General features: G+C 64.6%; 19 protein-coding genes. 8 read left to right on the top strand and 11 right to left on the bottom strand.

Annotated features, from left to right (window positions below; all coding sequences use genetic code 11):
- Window positions 1-123: 123 nt before the first annotated feature.
- Window positions 124-831, top strand: coding sequence for a transporter (locus tag BN2156_RS20715; protein WP_235625422.1), 708 nt, complete (start codon window positions 124-126; stop codon window positions 829-831).
- On the opposite strand, the gene BN2156_RS20710 is transcribed toward BN2156_RS20715, so the two are convergent.
- The 3 genes from BN2156_RS20710 to BN2156_RS20700 form a co-directional block, all read right to left on the bottom strand.
- On the bottom strand, window positions 825-2,000 hold the full coding sequence (locus BN2156_RS20710; RefSeq protein ID WP_235625421.1) for an aspartate aminotransferase family protein: 1,176 nt from the start codon (window positions 1,998-2,000) through the stop codon (window positions 825-827). The two genes, BN2156_RS20715 and BN2156_RS20710, sit on opposite strands and share 7 nt — an antisense overlap.
- Window positions 2,001-2,141: 141 nt before the next feature.
- A complete protein-coding gene (locus BN2156_RS20705) occupies window positions 2,142-3,254 on the bottom strand; it encodes a Zn-dependent alcohol dehydrogenase (RefSeq protein WP_090516807.1) in 1,113 nt (370 codons plus the stop codon).
- A gap of 20 nt (window positions 3,255-3,274) precedes the next feature.
- A complete protein-coding gene (locus BN2156_RS20700; protein ID WP_090516806.1) occupies window positions 3,275-4,138 on the bottom strand; it encodes a phytanoyl-CoA dioxygenase family protein in 864 nt (287 codons plus the stop codon).
- A 183-nt stretch (window positions 4,139-4,321) separates the two neighbouring features.
- On the opposite strand from BN2156_RS20700, the gene BN2156_RS20695 reads away from it, so the two are divergent.
- Together BN2156_RS20695 and BN2156_RS20690 are read left to right on the top strand one after the other, a co-directional pair.
- Complete coding sequence (locus BN2156_RS20695; protein ID WP_090517526.1) at window positions 4,322-5,254, top strand: manganese-dependent inorganic pyrophosphatase; 933 nt, start codon at window positions 4,322-4,324, stop codon at window positions 5,252-5,254.
- Between the two features lie 242 nt (window positions 5,255-5,496).
- Window positions 5,497-6,216, top strand: a complete 720-nt coding sequence (locus tag BN2156_RS20690) for an alpha/beta fold hydrolase (RefSeq protein WP_090516805.1) — start codon at window positions 5,497-5,499, stop codon at window positions 6,214-6,216.
- Between the two features lie 184 nt (window positions 6,217-6,400).
- On the opposite strand, the gene BN2156_RS20685 is transcribed toward BN2156_RS20690, so the two are convergent.
- From BN2156_RS20685 to rpsF, 5 genes are all read right to left on the bottom strand, one after another.
- Window positions 6,401-9,472, bottom strand: a complete 3,072-nt coding sequence (locus BN2156_RS20685; RefSeq protein ID WP_210436679.1) for a replicative DNA helicase — start codon at window positions 9,470-9,472, stop codon at window positions 6,401-6,403.
- A 516-nt stretch (window positions 9,473-9,988) separates the two neighbouring features.
- Window positions 9,989-10,444 carry a 50S ribosomal protein L9 gene (rplI, locus tag BN2156_RS20675; RefSeq protein WP_077739674.1) on the bottom strand — a complete coding sequence of 152 codons (456 nt, stop codon included), beginning with the start codon at window positions 10,442-10,444 and terminating at the stop codon, window positions 9,989-9,991.
- A gap of 11 nt (window positions 10,445-10,455) precedes the next feature.
- The gene (gene rpsR / locus BN2156_RS20670) at window positions 10,456-10,716 is read right to left on the bottom strand and encodes a 30S ribosomal protein S18 (RefSeq protein ID WP_090516804.1); all 261 of its coding nucleotides are present in this window, start codon (window positions 10,714-10,716) and stop codon (window positions 10,456-10,458) included.
- A gap of 36 nt (window positions 10,717-10,752) precedes the next feature.
- Window positions 10,753-11,256 (bottom strand): single-stranded DNA-binding protein, encoded by a 504-nt coding sequence (locus BN2156_RS20665; RefSeq protein ID WP_090516803.1) that lies wholly within the window; start codon window positions 11,254-11,256, stop codon window positions 10,753-10,755.
- A 69-nt stretch (window positions 11,257-11,325) separates the two neighbouring features.
- Window positions 11,326-11,616 carry a 30S ribosomal protein S6 gene (rpsF, locus tag BN2156_RS20660; RefSeq protein WP_036430603.1) on the bottom strand — a complete coding sequence of 97 codons (291 nt, stop codon included), beginning with the start codon at window positions 11,614-11,616 and terminating at the stop codon, window positions 11,326-11,328.
- A 158-nt stretch (window positions 11,617-11,774) separates the two neighbouring features.
- On the opposite strand from rpsF, the gene BN2156_RS30805 reads away from it, so the two are divergent.
- Entirely contained in the window at window positions 11,775-12,443 is a 669-nt protein-coding gene (locus BN2156_RS30805) for a hypothetical protein (RefSeq protein WP_162490867.1), read from the top strand.
- Between the two features lie 33 nt (window positions 12,444-12,476).
- Window positions 12,477-13,076, top strand: a complete 600-nt coding sequence (locus BN2156_RS20650) for a hypothetical protein (protein WP_090516802.1) — start codon at window positions 12,477-12,479, stop codon at window positions 13,074-13,076.
- 29 nt (window positions 13,077-13,105) lie between these two features.
- On the opposite strand, the gene BN2156_RS20645 is transcribed toward BN2156_RS20650, so the two are convergent.
- The 3 genes from BN2156_RS20645 to BN2156_RS20635 all read right to left on the bottom strand — a co-directional run bounded on the left by BN2156_RS20645 (window position 13,106) and on the right by BN2156_RS20635 (window position 17,686).
- Window positions 13,106-14,731: a glycosyltransferase family 87 protein gene (locus BN2156_RS20645; RefSeq protein ID WP_090516801.1), complete on the bottom strand. Its 1,626-nt coding sequence runs from the start codon at window positions 14,729-14,731 to the stop codon at window positions 13,106-13,108.
- Window positions 14,728-17,169, bottom strand: coding sequence for a transglycosylase domain-containing protein (locus tag BN2156_RS20640; protein WP_407661733.1), 2,442 nt, complete (start codon window positions 17,167-17,169; stop codon window positions 14,728-14,730). Before BN2156_RS20640 ends, BN2156_RS20645 begins: the two co-directional genes overlap by 4 nt.
- A 94-nt stretch (window positions 17,170-17,263) precedes the next feature.
- Window positions 17,264-17,686, bottom strand: coding sequence for a DUF5318 domain-containing protein (locus tag BN2156_RS20635; RefSeq protein ID WP_036443617.1), 423 nt, complete (start codon window positions 17,684-17,686; stop codon window positions 17,264-17,266).
- A 70-nt stretch (window positions 17,687-17,756) separates the two neighbouring features.
- Between BN2156_RS20635 and BN2156_RS20630 the strand changes: the two genes are divergently transcribed.
- The 3 genes from BN2156_RS20630 to BN2156_RS20620 all read left to right on the top strand — a co-directional run bounded on the left by BN2156_RS20630 (window position 17,757) and on the right by BN2156_RS20620 (window position 20,457).
- The gene (locus BN2156_RS20630) at window positions 17,757-18,629 is read left to right on the top strand and encodes a DUF1707 SHOCT-like domain-containing protein (protein WP_235625420.1); all 873 of its coding nucleotides are present in this window, start codon (window positions 17,757-17,759) and stop codon (window positions 18,627-18,629) included.
- 131 nt (window positions 18,630-18,760) lie between these two features.
- Entirely contained in the window at window positions 18,761-19,306 is a 546-nt protein-coding gene (locus BN2156_RS20625; protein ID WP_162490901.1) for a PadR family transcriptional regulator, read from the top strand.
- A 59-nt stretch (window positions 19,307-19,365) separates the two neighbouring features.
- Entirely contained in the window at window positions 19,366-20,457 is a 1,092-nt protein-coding gene (locus BN2156_RS20620; RefSeq protein WP_090516798.1) for an inositol-3-phosphate synthase, read from the top strand.
- Window positions 20,458-20,528 lie beyond the last annotated feature (71 nt).

The following is a 20,528-nucleotide window of genomic DNA, read 5'->3' as shown; positions in this document are numbered from 1 at the left end:
CCGGGGTGTCTCACGGGTGCACGGTGCACTTGGTGCGCCCCGAACAGGTGCGCAGTGTCGTTGTGATCGCAGTCACCGGCTCGCGACAATTCGGGCACCTGAATCTTGAAAGGACCTCTGGCAATGAAGGACATCGCGTTCCTCCTGGCCGATGTGTGGCTGATCATCGTCGCCTTCTCGTGCGGCTGGAAGTTCCTCCGCAACTACGGCAACTGGCTGCTCGGCCTTGAATGCTTGGTCGTCGGTGTATCAGCGACAAACTTCCTCGTGGGCTCGCTGCTCGGCCCCGAAGCCGGCAGCGTCCCGTTTTCCGTCGCCTTCTTCCTCGACGCGTTCTCCCGGTCATTCGGCTTCACGCTCGTCCTGGTGCTGGGCCTGATGGTGGTGACCCACCGGTACAAGCCGACCCTGGCGGTCGAGGTCGGCGCGTTCGGACTCGCCATTGTGGGCGGATTCGTCCTGGGCGGGCTCGACCACTCGACGCTGCACGTCGACGCCGCCACCTTCTACGTCGTGATGAACCTGCTCACCACGCTGTTCCTCGCGTACTTCGTGACGCTGCTGTGGGCGATCGGCGCCAAGCGGCTTGCCGGCTGGGCGGCGTTGGTCACGGCTGCGGGGACCGCGATCGCGGTGACCTACGACCTCTTTCCACTCCCCTTCGACGACGAACTTCGCACGATCTTCTTCACCGCCGCGCTGACGACGTGGGGCGCTCAGGGCTTGGTCTACTACCTCGCCTACCGCGCAATGCACGCCCACACCCACACCCACACCCACACCATCGAAGACAGCGTGCGACTGAGTCGTGGTTCCTCACTTCCTCAGTGAGGTTGTCGGAGTACGTGATTGAGAGCCTCGGCGGTCGCCTCGACATCGGAAGTGGTGTGCGCCGTGGAGAGGAAGACCTTGCCCGAGGGCATGAACAGGAAGCCGCGCCGCACCATCCCGTCCAGGACCGAAGCCCAGCGGCCGCCGGTTCCGTGGAGGCCGGTGTTCCCGCCGGCGGGAACATACTGAAGGAGCGAGCCAGCCCGGTTGAGGCTGCCGCCGTCCGGCACTGATGCGAGCGCGCCTGAAACCAGGCTCGCGAACTCAGACGACCGGTTCTCCAACTCCTCGTACACGGCCGGGTCTGCCAGAACACGCATGGTCGCCTCAACCGCAGCGAGTGCGATCGGGTTGCCGTTGAAGGTGCCGGCATGGACGACGCCGTCGGTGACCTGATCGACCAGCTCGGCGCGGCCTACGACGGCGCTCTGGGTGAACCCACCTGCCATCGCCTTTCCGAACACCGAAAGATCCGGCAGCACACCGTATTTCTCGGCCGCGCCGCCACGCGCCAGCCGGAAACCGGCGATCACTTCGTCGAAGATGAGCACCACTCCGTGCCGATCGCACATGGCCCGCAGGGTCTGCAGGAAGTCTGGATCGGGAGCTTCGACACCAGCGTTGCTCATCACGGGGTCCAGTAGGACTGCTGCGATGTCGCGCTCTTCGGCCGCACTCAGCAACTGTTTGGCCATGTGGACATCGTTGAAGCTCGCCACCACCAGATCGTCCAGCACACTGGGCGATTGTCCTTTGCTGGCAGGCACCGCGGACCTGCCGCTGTCGTCCTCAGAAAGGCTGGCGTACACGGTGTCGTGCCAACCGTGATAGCTCTTGGCGAACTTCACGATCCGCCGCCGGCCAGTGGCTGCTCGAGCAAGTCTCAGCGCCACCTGTACCGCTTCAGTCCCGGTATTGCTCCACAGCAGCCGCTCGCCATGGGGCACGGCCTCCAGCACCGCCTCGGCGGCCAGGTACTCGAGCTCGTGGCTCGTGCCGACCACTTGCATCGTGCCGGCAACGTCGCGGACCGCATCCAGGATGCGCGGATCACCGTGCCCGAGAAGTAGCGGGCCCCACGCCATTACGTAGTCGACATACCGGTCACCGTCCAAGTCCCAGACGTACGCGCCGCGCGCCTCCCGCACGAAGAGCGGGTGGGGACGCATGGCAGCGCGAAGACCGGACCCTACTCCCCCGCCGAGACTGCGACGAGCACGGTCGAATGCAAGACGCGAACTATCCAACGCCACCGCGCGACTCCCTTGCTTGTTCTTCTGCAGGCTTCCGGCGGGCGGACGAGATGTTCATCAGTACTTGATCACCGATCGGATTCCGACGCCGCGCTTCATCTCGTCGAACCCCTCGTTGATGTCTTCCAGGTCGATGACCCGAGTTATGAGTGAGTCGAGATCGATGCGGTTGTTCATGTAGTGCTCGACGAGCATGGGGAAATCGACGTCGGCCTTGCTTGAACCATAGTTCGAGCCGATGAGCGAAAGCTCCTGGTCGGACATGACAAACGGATCGATCGTGACCTTCACGCCGTCCGCCACTTGCCCGGCGACCACGGCAGTGCCGCCGCGGGCCAACACCGCGTAGGCGGCCTCAATGGTCTGCGGCAGTCCGATGGCCTCGATCGCGACTTCCACGCCCCGACCGTCGGTGATCTGCACGACCTTCGCCGCCAGGTCTTCGCGGGCGCTGTTGATGACCTCGGTGGCTCCGAAAACGCTTGCGTGGTTGAGCTTTTCGTCGCAGATGTCGGCAGCGATGATCTTCTGCGCGCCGACGAGACGAGCACCCTGAATCGCATTCAGCCCGACGCCGCCACAGCCGATGACCAGCACCGTGTCGCTCGGACGCACCTTTGCGGTGTTGACAGCTGCCCCGACCCCCGTAGTGACTGCGCAGCCGATGAGCGACGACGGTTCGAAGGGCGCGTCATTCCGGATGGCGATCGCACCCGATTCGGGCACCATCACATACTGGCCGAACGTGCCGAGGCCAGCAAAGCTGAGCACGTCCCCGTCCGCATCCGTGACACGCGAACGACCGTCGAAGGAGAGATGGTTGGCCGAATGCCGGGTCACCATGTCGCACAGGACGGGCCGGCCGCTGACGCAGTAGCGGCACCGACGGCACGAGGGCGTCCAGGAGAGAACAACGTGATCGCCGGGCGCCAGCGTCGTGACTCCCTCCCCGACGCTCTCGACGATCCCGGCGCCCTCGTGGCCGAGGATCATGGGGGTGGGCGCGTCCCATTCACCGGCCATCACATGCAGGTCGCTGCGGCACAACCCACTCGCCTGCACCCGCACGAGCACGTCGCCGGGCGGGGGAATCGAGGGGATCGAGACTTTTTCGATGGTGAGTGGCGCATTCGCGGTCCGGAAGACGGCGGCGTCGAACTCGATGGTCATGACATCTCCTAGAGAGTCGGTCAGAGGTCGAGGTAATCCGCTAGCTCGCTGTAGTCGACCTGCCAAAGTCCCGGAGAGCCAGTCGGATATTGCGAGCGGAATCCGATGAGGCTCTGCACACGGGGCGGAAGCGATCGTGCGAGTTCGCGGTCGACGAGGAACGGGTAGGCCTCCTCGCCTACCAAGAAGCCAGGGTTGAGTGCGAAGCTGACCGCACGGCGGTACTCGTCGGAAGTGCGGTTCGCCCCGCCGCCGTGGGCGGTCTTGCCGCTGAAGAACAGTGCGTCACCAGCGCTCATCTCGGCTGGAATGGTCTGCTCAGGCGTGCCGCGGTCCTCGAAGTCATCCCACTTGTGGCTACCCGGGATCACTCGGGTGGCGCCGTTCTCCTCGGTGAAGTCGGTCAGGGCGATCAGGAAGTTGACGGTCACCTCGGGCCCGGCGGGCCCCATGCCGACGAACGGAAACCAGTTCTCCAGGTCGCGGTGGAGCATCTGGGCGGCGTTGCCCGGACCGATCTCGATCACCTGAGCCGTCGTCATCCAGTAGGTTCCCGATTCTTCGAGAAACACCGCATCGGCCAGCGCATGAACGAGGTCGTGATCGATCACTTCGCGGCGGAACGTCTCGCTTCGGCTGACCAGGTTGGTGAGGCGCTTGGTGTTCCGGCCGTGGAATTCAGCGGCGATTGCGTTGTCGTGCTTGGAACCGGGATCCAGCTCGTGCAGGGCGGGATCGATCTCGGCGTTGAATCGTGCGACCTGATCCGGTGTGAGAAGTCCCTTGACGATGACGCCGCCGTCCTCGCGGACGATCGACAGAATCTCGTCGACCGAAGCTGTACTGGCGATCGTGCGTAGTTTCGCGGTGGCAGTTGCAGGCATGGCGGCGACACTTCCTTGCTGTGGTCGGTGTGATCCGGGGCTCCACAATGGGCGAACCTCGGCCCGCGCGACTACAGCATCCGGTCGCAGATTTCGGACGTAGGAGTGCAGAGTGCACTGCCCCGACGGCATACCCGCTCCAGGTGAACCTGGCGGATTCCAGTCGTGGCTACGATGCGCGGCATGGGCAAGACGTTGATCTTCGGACATCGGAATCCGGACACCGATTCGATTTGCTCGGCGCTGGCCTATGCCGATCTGAAAGCCAGAACCGGCGCCGATGTCGAGGCCGTCCGACTCGGGGCGGTGAGCACCGAGACACAGTTTGCACTTGACGCGTTCGCGACATCGGTGCCACGGCTGGTGGAATCGGTGGTGGGCGAGGCGTCTTGTGTCATCCTCGTCGACCACAATGAGCGCCAACAGAGTGCGGTGGATATCGGCGAGGTCACGATCGCCGAGGTCATCGACCACCACCGGATCGCCAACTTTGAGACCGCGGGCCCGCTGTACTACCGCGCCGAACCGGTCGGCTCCACGTCCACGATTGTGCTGAAGATGTACAAGGAGAAAGGAATTGCCGTCGCACCTCCCATCGCCGGATTGATGTTGTCCGCCATCATTTCCGACACGCTGCTGCTGAAGTCCCCGACGTGTACGCCGGAAGATGCCGCGGCCGCATACGAACTGGCCACCATCGCCGGTGTCGACCTGCATGCCTACGGTATGGACATGTTGCGGGCGGGGGCCAGTGTGGCCGACAAGTCAATTACGCAGCTTGTTTCCATGGACTCCAAGGAATTCAACATGAGCGGCTCGAAGGTGGAAGTCGCTCAGGTCAATGCGGTCGATGTCGACGACGTGCTCTCCCGTCAGGCCGAGTTGGAGTCTGCAATGCGCGACATCATCGGCGCCAAGGGCCTGGATCTGTTCCTGTTCGTAGTCACCGACATACTGAACAGCAATTCGGTCGCGGTGGCACTCGGCCCGCGCGCATCGGCATTCGAAGCGGCCTTCAGCGTGCTCCTGGAGAACAACCGTGCGCCGCTCACCGGGGTGGTCTCCCGTAAGTCGCAGATCATCCCGTCGCTGACGAAGACATTCAGCCAAGGCTGAGATACGCCGACCTCGGGCGTTGGCTGGCTCAGCATGCGCCGTAGTCGTCAGCCGCAGAACGCCTGTCTGTGTCAGAGGTCAGTGTGCGGAATTCCTTGTCCAACACGCGCTCCGCAAGTTCGGGCTGGGTGAGTATCGAGCCATGCTCACGACCGTCACCGGCGTTCCTGGAGACGGCGCAGAACGGACCCGTTCGCGCCGTTTTGTCACCTCATGGGCTTGGAGGAGCCTACGCTCGCCGCATGACGACGTTTGCTCTGGTGCATGGCGCTTGGCACGGTGCCTGGTGCTGGGAGCGGCTGACTCCGCTCCTACGGCAAGAAGGCCACAATGTGGTAGCGATGGACTTGCCGTGCGACGACGCCTCGGCGAGCTTCGAGGCCTACGCCGATGTGGTCTGCGCCGCCCTCGATGGGTGCAATGACGATGTCGTGCTCGTGGGACATTCATTGGGCGCCAATACCATTCCGCTAGTCGCCGCTCGGCGGCCCGTACGCCATTTGGTGTATTTGTGCGGCGCGGTCCCAGCGATCGGCCGAAGCGTCATCGATCAGATAGCCGGGACCGACATGATGGGTCAGGGTTGGGACGCGGGTCTAGGCGAACCCGATGCACAACAGAGGACGACATGGGTTGATCCTGATTGCGCTCGAGCGCTGCTGTTTGCCGACTGTGACGAACCGACCGCAGAGGCCGCGTTCACTCGTCTTCGACCACAGGCACGGTACCCGAGCACCCTGCCGTTCTCGCTGTCCGAATTCCCCGCCGTTGGTCATACTACCGTGATCTGCAGCGACGACCGGATGGTAAACCCAGCGTGGTCGAGGCGGGTCGCTCGCGAAAGGCTCGGTGCCAATGTCGTCGACCTTCCCGGCAGTCATTCGCCGTTCTTTTCACGACCATCAACCCTCGCTGGCGTGTTGCTCCGCTTGGCTGAAGCGCAACTCGTGACGTTGGGCTAGTAGGCCAGCCTGAACCTCATCGATCGGTCGGCAGGCGAGGGCTCCACGGCCGTCGAACACCAGTACGTCAGTCGGACTGGACGGCCAGGCGATCAGACACTCTCATGACCGCGATCCCGAATGTTTAATGACACATACGGATTCTGGCGAAAACGCTGCGTGAGACCCTACAACTGATGTCCGACTACCGTGCCATATTCGTGAACCGCGAGAAGTGAAGCTGGTGCGCCACAGTGATATTCGCCGTCGGACCGTTACGGTGCTTGCCCAGGATGATGTCGGCCTCACCGCCGCGCGGGTCTTCGCGGTCGATCGCGTCGGGACGGTGCAGCAGCAGAACCATGTCGGCATCCTGCTCGAGGCTATTATGTAGGCTAACTAAATTTGCCACGAAGTTGTGAGTGCCCGCGACTGTTCCGTCATAGACATCGTGCTCGCCGATCGATTCAATCTCGACGATCGAATCCCAATAGACATCGCTTGTGGCAAGGTCGTGCAATTCGTGGTCGTCCAGCAGTGCCGCGGCACGATGGAGACGTTTCCGGCCAACTCCGTGCTTCCACATTGTCGACCCACAAAACTTGGTCTCCATAGCCGCCGCGAACTCGCGATGGCTCATCCCGTTGAGCACAAGCGCTTGCTGAACTCGCGTCCAGACCTCCTTGGGAACGGTGTCTGAGGACGCCCTTCCCTCGATCTTCCTGAGATTCGTCAGCACCTCTCGTGCCGCGAAGAACTTGTCTCCGTGCGCATCCACGCCCTGCAAGAAACGAATCTGGTTCTCAGCGCCCGGAATTTGCAGATGCCAGATATCTCGATATCCGGACTTACGGGCCTTATAGATCCGGCTGAAGATACCCAGGCGAAGCAACAACAGCGCCACGCCGTCGACAAGTGTCCGACTGGTGGACGCGTAATAGACACGGCCCTGGCCGAACTTCGCGTCCCAGCGCACGGACCCGTCCGTCGCCCAGAGATGCCTCAAGAACAGCGCGATCTGGTCATTCGGCAGCGCGAAAATCTCTTTAGGAACGAACTTTTCGTAACTGCGTTTGCCGAACAGCCCGAGTTTGTCGAGCCACGCGGCGATCGGATTGCGCTTGCCGTGCGTCAACCGGTACGGCGCAGGCAACCGCAATGTCGTCACGCGTGCCGCTGGGTATTCGTCGCGGACCGCAGTGACACCGAAGTGCTTGGCGGCCTTAGTGACAGCAAGCAGGTTCTGCTCGTCAATCGATGCGTAGCGGATCGGCTGGCGCTTCACGCACGAACCGTCGCCGATCATGTGTGCCAGCAGAATGATCTCGGACTCATCCATCGGAACGGTGCCAACAGGATCCGGAATGCGCCGTGGTACCGCAACCCGACTTCCTACTGCCAGCTCTCCCAAGGGAACCCAACCATCGACCGTCATGAATGGATGATTGGCCGTGGCCTCCACCACGCGCCCTGACGCCAGTCGAACCTTGAACACCTCTTTGTGGCCGCTGTAGAACACGTTGGTCATCGGCCGCGCCACCATGTTCTTGTGCTCGTCGAGCGACCACACCAGTGGACGCTCGCCCGTCGCCATCAGTTCGCCAAATGTCACCTCCGCGCCGTTGTCGGCGCGCAGGATTCGGGTGTTTGCCGTCATGCAACCGGACTCGCGAAGGTCCGACACCTGCGGACGCTTGTCGGTGCGCTGCTCGGGACCACGGTTCAGCTGGCTGATCGCGATCACCGGCACTTCGAGTTCTTTGGCCATCAGTTTGAGGCTTCGCGAGAAGTCCGAGACTTCCTGCTGCCGCGACTCATACTTCTTGCCCGAACTCATCAGCTGCATGTAGTCGACGACAACGAGCTTCAGATCCGCCTTCTGGGCAAGCCGCCGGCCTTTGGCCCGGATCTCCATCATGGTCAGGTTGGGCGAGTCGTCGATGTAGAGCGGCGCTTCACTGATCTCGCTCATCCGGCGGGCCAGCTTGGTCCAGTCATCGTCGCTCATCCGGCCCGAACGCATATCGGCCAGTTTGATTTTGGCCTCAGCCGAGAGCAGTCGCATGACGATCTCGGACTTGCTCATTTCCAGCGAGAAGATGACGCTGGCCATCCGGTGCTTGATCGAGCAGGACCGCATGAAGTCCAGGCCGAGGGTGGAGTTGTGCGTCGGCACCATAGCCGGGCCGGCCAGGTACAGATGCTCGGCGTTATCGACCTCGACGCAGCGCACTGGCACGCTGGGCAGCCGCCGCACCGCCGCCACCTGGGTCACCGGCGCCAGTACTGCAGCTCCGCCGCGCGTCGGTGCGGCGATGGTGTGCAGACCCGGCCGCAGCTGCGCGGTGGTGCGGATGCCTTCGCCCGTCGGCCACTGGTGCTGAGCATCGGCGACAATCACTGTCCCATCGGAGAACTCGACCTCGTAGCAAGGTCGACCCAACATGACCTCGGTGGCGGCGACGACTCTGGTGGGCTCACCGTCGGCGCCGATCAGATGGTCGCCAACAGCGACCTCACCCATCGTCGTCCAACCGCCGGGGGTTGGCAGTGGGGTGTCGAGCGCGAGCGCCTTCCCGACGCCAGGCCTGGCCGCGATGATGATCATCTGCCCGGGATGCAGGCCGTTGGTGATCTCGTCGAATTCGGTGAACCCGGTCGGTACACCGCGCGAGATGCCGCCCTGCGAGGCGATCGCATCGATCTCGTCCATCGTGGGCTGCAGCAGGTCTTCGAGCGCGACGAAGTCCTCGGAGGCACGCCGCTCGGTCACGTCGTAGATCTCGGCCTGCGCCCGGTCCACCACATCGGTGACATCGGCACCGTCGGCCCCGGCGTAGCCGTACTGGACCACCCGGGTGCCCGCCTCCACCAACCGGCGCAACAACGCCTTCTCGGCGACGATGCCGGCGTAGAAACCCGCATTGGCAGCGGTGGGCACCGTCGAGATCAGCGTGTGCAGATACGGGGCACCGCCGATGCGGCGCAGCAGACTGCGGCGATCGAGTTCGGCTGCGACGGTGACGGCGTCGGCCGGTTCACCCCGGCCGTAGAGATCCAGGATCGCGTCATAGACGTTCTGGTGGGCCGGGCGGTAGAAATCGCCGGGACGCAGCCGCTCCAAGACATCGGCGATCGCATCCTTGCTCAACAGCATGCCGCCGAGGACCGCCTGCTCGGCCGCCATGTCCTGCGGCGGCTGCCGGCCGAAGTCCTCCCCAGGCGGAGGGCCATCCATCTCCGAATCCGGATGCCCCAGGTCGTCCACCACCGCCACGGACTCCCCACCCCCTTCCGAGACCCGCCTCTCGACAAGCTCGAACGTTTATTCGAATCGGTGCTGCAACTGTAAAACAGGGCCCTGACAAAGCTTCGTGACGGCGCTGCGACGCACCACGCTAGACGTTGCTGGCGCCGCCCGAAACCACCCCTGTTGATCAACCTGTGGATGGCATGGGGATAGGTCTCGGTCGCAGTGTTGAGGCTCTGGGGAGAACCTGTGGATCATTCCGGAGCCAACTATTGTTTTCCCAGGTCAGGGTCCCACAGAGGCTGTCAGTGATTGTGTATGGGAAGTTCTTCGGCGTGTCGTGCCGGGTTGCCGTCCCGGGCGTGTTGTGTTGCGTACCGGGACCCGCCGGGTTAACACCAAGTTAGCTTCACTGTCCAGAGTTTCGCGCAAAAGGTTCGCCAGAGATACAGCAACGCCCGGGTGGAAACCTCTGCAGGTTCCCACCCGGGCGATTGAGTGCCGGCGGAATCACTCCGCTACCGGATTACTCCGCGACGGGACTTATTCCGCGACGACGTTGAGCGACACCTTGGCTTCCACCCCGGTGTGCAGCCGAACGACGACCGGATGCGTGCCGACCGACTTGATGTGCGCCTTGGGCAACTGCACGGTGCGCTTGTCCAAGTTGGGGCCGCCGGCCTTCTTGATCACAGCCACGACATCAGCAGCGGTGACCGAGCCGAACAGCTTGCCGGTGTCGGCAGCGGCCTGGACCGGCAGCGACACCTCGCCCAGGTTCTCCAGGGCGGTCTTGAGCTCGTTGGCGTGCTCGACGCCACGGATGGACTTGGCTTCGCGCGCCCGGCGGATCTCGTCGGCCTGGCGCTCGGCACCGCGGGAGGCCACGATGGCCAGCCCACGGGGCAGCAGGTAGTTACGGCCGTAGCCGTCCTTGACCTCGACGGCGTCGCCTGCGACACCCAGGTGCTCCACCTCAGCGGTGAGAATCAGCTTCATTGGTCTATCCCCTACCGCGTCGACGAGCCGAACGGCAGCAGAGCCACCTCGCGGGCATTCTTCACCGCGATGGCGACATCGCGCTGGTGCTGGACACAGTTGCCGGTCACCCGACGGGCACGGATCTTGCCGCGCTCGCTGATGTAGGTGCGCAGCAGCGCGGTGTCCTTGTAGTCGATGTCCTGCCCCTTACCCTTCTTCGAGCAGAACACGCACTTACGAGTCTTGACCGGCTTTTCCGGTGCCGGCCGTCGCTTTGTGGACTTGGCCATTGGTTATCTCTTCCTTGCAAAAATTTTCGTTGTTGATCAGAACGGCGGCTCGTCGTCGGCCCCGCTGAAGGAACCGGACGCCGGTGCACTGCCCCACGGATCGTCTTTGGGCTCGGCCTGGCGCGAACCACCGCCGCCACCACCGCCGAAGCCGCCGCCTCCGCCGCCGCCGCTACGGCTGGCCTTGTTGACCTTGGCCGTGGCGTAACGCAGGGACGGACCGATCTCGTCGACCTCGACCTCGACAACGGTGCGCTTCTCACCCTCGCGGGTTTCGAAGGAACGCTGCTTGAGCCGACCGGTGACGATCACCCGCGAACCCCGGGTGAGGCTCTCGGCGACGTTCTCGGCAGCCTCGCGCCAGATGTTGCACCGCAGGAACAGCGCCTCGCCGTCTTTCCACTCGTTGGTCTGCCGGTCGAACATTCGCGGCGTCGAAGCAACGGTGAAGTTGGCGACAGCTGCGCCGGACGGGGTGAAGCGCAGTTCCGGGTCAGCGGTCAGGTTTCCGACAACTGTGATGGTGGTGTCACCAGCCACGAGATCCTCCTGGGATAGGCATGTCCGTTTGCGCGAAGCCTACGTAGCCCCGCCGACGACTGGCAGCCTTTAGTGCTTGTCGGTCCGCATCACCTTGGTCCGCAGCACCGACTCGTTCAGGTTGAGCTGACGGTCGAGCTCGGACACGGTGGCCGGTTCGGCCTTGACGTCGACAACGGCGTAGATGCCCTCGGCGTGCTTGGCGATCTCGTAGGCCAGCCGGCGGCGGCCCCAGATATCAACCTTGTCGACGGTCCCGCCATCCTTGCGGACGACGTTCAGGAACGTCTCCAACGACGGAGCTACGGTGCGCTCGTCAAGTGTGGGGTCGAGAATGACCATGATTTCGTATGGACGCATTAGAACCTCATCACCTCCTCTGGTCGTGTGCGGCCACGGCGGATTCCGTGGCAGGAGGGTCGCCTGCGTCGGCAACCGGCCCAGGCTACCCGAAACCGCCCTGATCTGCGAAATCCGTATAGGGTGAGCTCCTTGGTCCTGGAAGTCGAGGGGGATGCGTGAACTATCCACACGGGCCTTACGGACAGGGGTTCGGGGGGCAACCCGGCCAACCACAGCAGCCTGGGTATACCCAACCACCCGGCTACCCACAGCAGCCCGGATATCCCCCACCACCGAGCTACCCGCAGCAAGCCGCGTATCCACCCGGATACCCGGGCGGGCTGCCTGGCCCCTACGGACCGGTCCCCACTCCACCTGCGTCGCCGAGCGGCGTCACGGGGATCATCGCGGGTGTCCTCGCCGGGCTCGGCGGACTGGCGAACGTATTCGGTGGGCTCGGTATGGCCTTCGGGCTCGCCGTCATCGTCGGCGAATCCCCCGACACCAGCGGCAGCGGGTGGTCAGGACTGATCGCCATCACGATGCTTAACATCGTCGCCGGACTACTGCTCCTGATCGGCACGGTGCTGTTGTTCCTCCGCAAGATGGCCGGCCGCTGGCTCGTCGCCGCGGGATGCTCCGTGTCCATCGTGAGCGCCCTGATCAGCCTCGCGTTGCCCGCGACCATCGAAGATTACGAATATCAGAGCACCGGGTCGGACCTCGTGGCCCTCATCTTCCCGATCGCGACGCTCGTGCTGGTCTTGGTGCCACCGACCGGAGCCTGGATCCGGGCGAAGGAGAATCCGGTTGCGCCGCAGTTCTACCCGCCGTATCCGGGCTGAGGCAGCACCGATCTTCGAGAATCCAGGGGACCCGTGAACCATCCCAATCTGCCCTACGGTCAAGGGTTTACCGGCCAGCCCGGCTACCCCCGACAACCGACGTGGCCGCAGCAGCCCGGCTATCCGCAACAGCCGGGATGGCCGCACGGCTATCCGCAAGGCGGTTACCCTCCGAAGCCGCCCCGTGGCCCGAGCGGTGCCACTGCGATCTTCGCCGCCATCCTGGCGCTACTGGGCGGGCTGGCCGGTCTCGTCATGGTGTTGATGGCCGTGATCATCAAGATCAGTGACCATGACTTCGACGCCATGGACGTTCTCTTCGGCCTGGCGTGCGCCGCCTGCGGGTCGGCGCTCTTCATCGGGGCCATCTCGCTGTTCCGGCACAAGATGATCGGCCGCCCGTTCGTCGTCGGCGGATGCACCACGGCCATCCTCATCGGTGTGGCCGCTCTGATCGAGGAGTTCACGCGCCAGGTACCCGACTTGGGCGCCTTCCTCTCAGTCGCGGTGCCGCTCTTCGCCTTCCCGATGTTGACGCTCGTGCTGACGCTGCTTCCGGCGACGAAGACGTGGATCCAGGCGAAACAGAATCCGGTTGCAGCTCAGTACTATCCGCCCCATGCGGGCTGCTGAGCTGAGCGCGACGGTGATGTAGACGTCGGCTACTTCGCGTCGGCCAATTCCGGCTCGGGGTCCGGCTTGGGCTCGATCCGCACGCGATCTGCCGCGGGACGCAACCAGTCCGGCAGCCAACGCGGCGGACTGTCGGGTGCACGGTCGAACACCCCGCCCGTCGGGTCATCGATACGGCCGCCGTGGCGGACCAGATCGAGCCCGGGACGGTAGATCTGGTGAATGACCAACGCACACAACACGATCACCGCGAGATCGCGGAGCAACACCGTGGTGGTGAACCACTGCTCGGGCAGACCTTTGTTCTGCTCGCCGTACAGATAGAGCATGCGCGGTACCCACACCAGGGCGTCGATCGTCATCCACGCCAACAGGATTCGCCGATGCGGCAGGGCCAGTACGGCCAGCGGGACCAGCCACAGCGAAAACTGCGGGCTCCACACCTTGTTGGTCAACAGGAAGGCGGCCACCACCAGGAACGCCAATTGTGCCAACCGCGGGCGCTGCGGCGCCGTCAACGCGATGTAACCGATCGCAATGCAGCAGGCCGCGAACAACACGGCGGTCACCGTGTTGAGCACCGTCGGGGGCTGCCAGAAACCGAGGTCCGGATCGAAGCCGCGCCAATCAGTGAACGACTTCACCACGTTGTAGAGCGAATCCATGTCGTCACCACGACGGGTGTTGAGCCGGAAGAACTCTGACCATCCCCGCGGGAAGAGCAGCATGATCGGCAGGTTCACGGCCAGCCAGGTCGCGACCGCGGTCAGCGCGGCCGCGCCGACCTGACGCAGACGCCCGGTGCGCAGACCGAGCAGCACCAGCGGAACGAACAACAACAGCGGATACAGCTTGGCCGCCACGCCGATTCCGATCAACGCCCCGGCCCACACCGGTTTTCGCCGCGACCACGCCAGCATCGCCCCCGCAGCGCTGGCGGTGGCCAGCGCGTCGAAGTTGGTGAACACCTGGAAGATCACGATCGGTGAGCCGGCCACCAGCGCGGCATCCCACACCCGTCGGCCGGCCATTCGCGAGGTGGCCCAGACGGTGGCCAACCAGGCCAGCGCCAGGCCGAACGCGGAGATGTTGAAGAACATCACCACTTCGGCCACGAGCGGCACCGACACCAACTTGGTCAGTGCGGTGTAGGTCTTGGCCAGTGACATCGACACGTACTGGTACAGCCCGGTGAGCACCGGGTATTCCATGTAGCGGATCGCCGGGCTGCCGTCGTACTGCATGCGCGGCTTGCCCGTCGCGTCGTTCTCGACCCAGCTGGACTTGTAGGGAAACTTGCCCTGGTTCAACAACTCCGCGGTGTATAGCGGAACGGTGTCGGAGTAACACAGCTCGTAGTACGCCCGGTTGTTCTCCCAGTTGGCCACCCGCTGCCCTGCGGTGCCGCTGCCGGTGGTCTGCAGACAGGCGGCCTTGGTCGTGTAGCCCAACGCCAGGAACACCACTGCGATCAGGAACATCACGCGCAGCGGCGTCATGAACCGGGCCCGGCCGATCAACGCGTGACGACCCACCGGCCCGCCCACGGTCTGCGACAGCGCCTCGGCCAGCCGGTCGTTGCGGCTGGGGAGGTCGCGATCGTCGGCGCTCCGCTGATCGTCAACCAGTGGAGCCGGCGAATCCCGGTCCGTCACGGAGGCGGCGGGGGTACCGGAACGCCCGGCGCGCCAGGCACAACGGGAGCCCCCGGCGGCGGTCCGATCGGCACGGTCGTCGGAGGGCCGATCGGGATCGTGATGCCCGGGGCCACTTCGATGGTCGGCTGGATCACGGTCTCCGAAGGCATCACCGAGATCTGCGGACCGTTCGGGACGGTTCCCGGCGGCGGAGCGACCGGGGCCTGCGGCACACCCGCATAGCCACCGATCTCGGTCGGCTTCGGGAATGTCTCGTTGTCAGTGCCTTTCAGCGCACCGTCCATGGTGGCTTTCCAGATGTCCGACGGCAGACCGGATCCGTAGACCGGCCCACCTGACGGAGTCTTCAACGGATTCACACCCTCGGAGGTACCCACCCAGACCGCAGTCGAAAGCGACGGGGTGTAACCGACCATCCAGGCGTCACGGTTGTCGCCGGTGTCGCCGAGCTGGTTGGTGCCGGTCTTGGCGGCCGAGGCGCGACCGCCGGCCAGGTTGTGCCCGCGCGACCAGCCGGCGATCGGTTGCATTGCCGCCGAGACGTTGTCGGCAACCGCCTTGTCGATGCGCTGTTCGCCGTTGTCCTGGTTGGAGGCGTCGAACAACACCTGCCCCGACGAGTTCACGACCTTCTGCACGAAGTGGGGCTTGTGATAGACGCCGGAGGCTGCGAGCGTCGCGTACGCCGACGCCATGTCGATCACCCGGGACTGGTACTGACCCAGCACCACACCGTTGTTCGGCGGACCGCCCTGCCCGTCCTCGGACAGCGTGTGCTCCACACCGGGGAAACTCTCGGCCACACCGGCATCGTGCGCGGCCTTGGCCACATCCTCGGGGCCGTGCTCGAGCTTGAGCATCAGCCGGTAATAGCTGGTGTTGAGCGACCGCTTGAGCGCCTCGGCGATCGAGCAGGTGCCGCAGCCCTCACCTTCGACGTTGCTGATCTTGATGCCGTTGACGGTGAGCGGCCCACTGTCGACCTGGTAGCCCAGGCCGATGCCCTGCTGCAGGGCGGCCACGAGCGCGAACACCTTGAACGACGAACCCGTCGGCAGACCGGCCTGAGCGAAGTCGAAACCGTTGGCATCCGAACCGCCGTAGTACGCCTTGACCGCGCCGTCGCGTGGATCGATGGAGACCACCGCGGTCCGCATGTCCGGGTCCTGGCCGTCCATGTACTTGGACACCGCGTCCTCGGCGGCCTCCTGGGCCTGCGGGTCGATCGTCGTGGTGATCTGCAGACCCTCGGTGTTCAACGCCTGCTCACTGATGTCGAACAGGTCCAGCAGTTCCTTCGTGACCTGCCGCTCGATGAGTCCGTTCGGGCCGGTGGTCTGGTTCTGCTGCCGGGCCAGGTCCGGCGGCACGGTCGGTGGGAACACCTGGCCGGCTCGTTCCTGGGCCGGCAGGGCGCCCATGTCCACCATGCCGTCGAGCACCCAGTTCCACCGCTCGGCAGCGCCTTCCGGATCCACCGCGGGGTCCAGCGTCGAGGGCCGCTGGATGAGCGCGGCCATCAGCGCGCCCTCGGCGACGTTGAGCTGCTCGACCGGCTTGTCGAAGTACGCCTTGGCGGCCGCCGCGATCCCGTACGAGCCGCGGCCGAAGTAGATCATGTTCAGATACGCCTGCATCACAGCGTCTTTGGACCACTCGCTGGCCATCTTGGTCGAGATGACCAACTCCTTGGCCTTACGGATCAACCCGCCGATGCCCGAGCGTTCGTCACCGACCAACGCGTTCTTGACGTACTGCTGGGTAATGGTCGATCCGCCCTGCAGATCACCACCGACCAGGTTGTTCTTGATCGCGCGCAGCAACGCGGTGAACGAGAAACCCGGGTTGGAGTAGAAATCGCGGTCCTCGGCCGCCATGACGGCGTTGCGGACGTGTTCGGGGATCTGGTCGATCGAGACGTCGACGCGGTTGCCCTCGGGAGGCACGATGCGGGCGATCTCACTGCCGTCGCTGGCCAGGATCGTCGACACCTGGTTGGTGCGGATGTCACCGGGCTGCGGGACGTCGACGATCATGTACGCCATACCGAACGTCACGAGCGGAAGCAGGATCATCGCCACGACCGCGGCGATCGACAGACGCCGAACCAGCTTCCAGTTGAGGTGGAACTGCCGGGCCCGCTCGGGTCCGGTCGGACCCGAGGGCCCCGATCCGCGGCCGCCGCCCGGCGGCGGTGGAGGGGGCGATTTGGGTGGCTGCGGTTTCGGCGGCGGTGTGCCGTCCATCGCGGCCCGGACGACATCGAGCGGGGCCGGCCCGCCGTCACGCACCGGAGGCAGCACCGTGGTGAGCCGATCGTCTGGCGGTACACCCGGACGGGGCGGACGAGCCGTGGGGCCGTTCTCGCGCTGCGTCGGACCGTTGTCCCGTTTCACCGGGCCGTTGTCGCGGACCGGAGGCCGGTTCTCCCGCACCGGCGGCTTCTGAGCCGGCGGCCTGTTTTCGCGCGCGCCTAGGCGGTCAGCCGCATTACGGATGTCATTGGCTGACCGGCTATGGCGCCCTTCGTTATTCACTGGCCGTACGCGCCGACTTGCGCGTGCCTCGAGTGCCACGTGCCTTGGGCGGCCGCGGCGCGCCCAGGACATATGACTTGACCAAATGATTCCAACTGCAGGTGCGGCATACCTCAACCACATGGACTGCGAACTCGTCGTAACGAGTTGCCAACATCACCAGCTCCTCCGCGGTGCGCGCCGAGCCCGAAACCGGGCCCAGATGATCACCGAAAACCCACGACACCAGCGTGAGCTGCTCTTTACGGCAGATCGGACACATCACCGAACTCTGCTTGCCGTGAAACTTTGCCGCGCGCAGCAGGTACGGGTTGGCATCACAGACCTCCGAGACGCCGGTGCGCCCCGAATAGACCTCAGCCAGCAGGGACCGCCGCCGAAGCGCGTAATCCACCACCTGTCTCTGCAATCGCACGATGACCAGAGTACGTCGACCCCCTGGACACCGAGGCGCGACCGCGTCACACCTCCTACGATCATCTTCCGTGGCAACTCGGCAGACCTCGACCACCCGGGCCAAAGACAGCGATCGCAACGACACCTGTCAGGTGCTCGACACCGCGCTGGCTGAGGGTCAGCTGTCCATGGAAGAACACCGCCAGCGGGTGTCGGCGGCCACCAACGCCACGACACTGGGAGAATTGGCCCGCCTGGTCGACGATCTGCAGAACGCCAATGCACCGGTGACGCTGCCGACCCTGGCCAAGCCGCGCCTGCCCCGCATCCGCAAGCCGGCCGGATCCGGCTGGGGCCTGCGCCTGGCCTCGGCCGTGGTGCTGGTCCTGCTCGGCATGGGCATCGGCTGGGGCGTGTACGGAAACACCTCCTCACCGCTGAGCTTCAACCCCGACCCGGGGGCGGTGCCCGACGGAATCGACCCGGTGGTGCTGACCCCGCCGAAGCAGCTTCAGTCACTCAACGGGTTCAACGGGCTCTTCGAGCAGATGCGCCAGCGGTTCGGCAACACGATGGGCTTCGAACTCGACATCCACTCGGACATGGCGATGCTGAGCCGGCCCGATGCGCAGGACAACCGGCGCCTGCAGCGCTACTACTACCGCGGCGGCTGGGGTGATCCCAGCTCGTCGCCGAGCACGGTCGACAGCGACGACCGGCTGGTGGACCTGGCCAAGTTCGACTTCGAGAAGACGCTCGCCGTCGCGCGGGGGGCGGCCGACACCGTGGGCGTCAAACGCGCCGACGTCAAGGACGTGTGGATCCGGGTCAGCCCGGCCGAGGACCCGTCGACCCCGGAAGCGGTCACCATCGACGTCCACGTCAACAGCGATTTCGGCTCCGGCTACATCGAGCTGTTCCCCGACGGCACGACCAAGCAGATCTGGCGCGCCGACCGCTGAGCCCCGGCCACCGGGCCGTACCGATCGGCGCATTCACTTGGCACCAAATATATCGGCGCGATACAGTTTGGCGAGGTGTTGATCCGTCGTAGCGATCAATTCCATCTGATCTGTCGAAAGGGGTGATCTTGATGCTTGAGCTCGCAGTCCTGGGCCTCTTGCTCGAGTCACCTATGCACGGCTACGAGCTGCGCAAGCGTTTGACGGGTCTGTTGGGGGCGTTCAGAGCGTTCTCGTACGGGTCGCTCTACCCGGCATTACGTCGCATGCAGGCCGACGGCCTGATCGTCGAGGACGCCGCACCCTTGGGACCGACCAAGGTGCGCAGGGCTCGGCGGGTGTACCAGCTGACCGATGCCGGCAAGCAGCGATTCACCGAGTTGGTCGCCGACACGGGGCCACAGAACTTCTCCGACGACGGCTTTGGTGTCCACCTTGCCTTCTTCAACCGCACCCCGGCCGAGGCCAGGATGCGGATCTTGGAGGGCCGGCGGCGTCAGGTGGAAGAACGCCGGGAAGGCCTGCGTGAAGCAGTGGCGCGGGCCAGCAGTTCGTTCGACCGCTACACCCGTCAGCTGCACCAGCTGGGCCTGGAGTCCAGCGAACGAGAAGTGAAATGGCTCAACGAGTTGATCGCGGCCGAACGGACGGCGCAGGGGCGCCCAGAAAACATATGAGCACAGCTCCGTACGAGGCCCCCCAGGCCGAGCACACAGAACGAGTAAGGAGATCGTCCATGTCTGAGCACTCAGGAGAAATCCGGGTCGCCATTGTCGGCGTCGGTAACTGCGCATCGTCCCTGGTCCAGGGCGTGCAGTACTACCACAACGCCGATGAGAACACGACCGTGCCGGGCCTGATGCACGTGAAGTTCGGCCCGTACCACGTGCGTGACGTCAAGTTCGTGGCCGCGTTCGATGTGGACGCCAAGAAGGTCGGCTTCGACCTGTCCGAGGCCATCTTCGCCTCCGAGAACAACACCATCAAGATCGCCGACGTGCCGCCCACCAACGTGACCGTGCAGCGCGGCCCGACCCTCGACGGCATCGGCAAGTACTACGCCGACACCATCGAGATCTCCGACTTCGAGCCGGTCGACGTGGTCCAGGCGCTCAAGGACGCCAAGGTCGACGTGCTGGTCTCCTACCTGCCGGTGGGCTCCGAAGAGGCCGACAAGTTCTACGCCCAGTGCGCCATCGACGCCGGCGTGGCCTTCGTCAACGCGCTTCCGGTGTTCATCGCCTCCGACCCGGTCTGGGCCAAGAAGTTCACCGACGCCGGTGTCCCGATCGTCGGCGACGACATCAAGAGCCAGGTCGGCGCGACCATCACCCACCGCGTGATGGCCAAGCTGTTCGAGGACCGCGGCGTCACGCTGGACCGCACCTACCAGCTCAACGTCGGCGGCAACATGGACTTCCTGAACATGCTGGAGCGCTCGCGCCTGGAGTCCAAGAAGGTCTCCAAGACTCAGGCCGTCACCTCCAACCTGACCGGCTCGCTGGCCGGCAAGGTCGAGGACAAGAACGTCCACATCGGCCCGTCCGACCACGTCGCCTGGCTCGACGACCGCAAGTGGGCCTACGTCCGCCTGGAAGGCCGCGCCTTCGGTGACGTGCCGCTGAACCTGGAGTACAAGCTCGAGGTGTGGGACTCGCCGAACTCGGCCGGGGTGATCATCGACGCGGTGCGCGCCGCCAAGATCGCCAAGGACCGCGGCATCGGTGGCCCCATCGAGGCGGCCTCGGCCTATCTGATGAAGAGCCCGCCGAAGCAGATCGCCGACGACGTCGCGCGCATCGAGCTGGAGACCTTCATTTCTGGTTAGCATTCGATTCTGCGCCCAGGGCGTGTGCTTCTCGCACATCTACGCCCTGGGCGCAGAGTCGTTTTGGAAGT

It is taken from the genome of Mycolicibacterium neworleansense (assembly GCF_001245615.1).
GTDB classification, from domain to species: Bacteria; Actinomycetota; Actinomycetes; order Mycobacteriales; family Mycobacteriaceae; genus Mycobacterium; species Mycobacterium neworleansense.
This window is presented reverse-complemented; position numbering and strand designations above follow the sequence as displayed.